Origin of the sequence: Streptomyces sp. DH12, assembly GCF_020873895.1 — a bacterium.
Lineage (GTDB): Bacteria > Actinomycetota > Actinomycetes > Streptomycetales > Streptomycetaceae > Streptomyces.
The window spans coordinates 1-493 of sequence record NZ_JAHWGT010000760.1 but is presented as its reverse complement, the minus strand read 5'-3'; the positions used below and the strand labels follow the sequence as shown (position 1 = coordinate 493).

At 75.3% G+C, this 493-nt stretch carries 1 protein-coding gene; it reads right to left on the bottom strand.

Going from position 1 to position 493, the window contains the following annotated elements; all coding sequences use genetic code 11:
- Positions 1–368 precede the first annotated feature (368 nt).
- On the bottom strand, positions 369–493 hold a 125-nt coding region (locus tag LPA54_RS36925), incomplete at its 5' end, for an LPXTG cell wall anchor domain-containing protein (protein ID WP_228984851.1).

Genomic DNA, 493 nt, shown 5'->3' with positions numbered 1-493 from the left:
CCATTCGTCGGGGTTGTAGGCGAAGCGGGCCGGGTCCGGTGCGGCGGCCGGCTTCTCCTCGACCAGGTCCTCCACCCGGACGGGCTCCGGCAGGCTCCCGAAACGGGCGTGGCGGGCCTGGGCGGCCACGTCGTCGTCCTCATGTGCGCGTACGGCGTTCCGGCTCACGGCGCTTCCCCTCTCCGGCGGCCGGCGCTCTCCCCTCGGACGGCGCCGCGGCCTCGTGCGATCAAGTGTCACACACGGACGGCGTGACGGACCGGGTCGTGCACAGTCCGAGGTCCGGCGGGCGAAGGCGTCCGCCCCGGCACGCGCGAGGGCGGCAGGGCCCCGGAGGGTCCTGCCGCCCGCTGTGCGTGGGGTGGCTGTCAGGCGTTGCGCCGCACGCTCCTCAGCACGAAGAAGCCGAAGATCACCAGCACTCCGCCGATGAGGGCCGGCCACAGCTGGGCGCCGGTCTCGGCGAGGCTGCCGCTGCCGCCCTGGGCCTGGG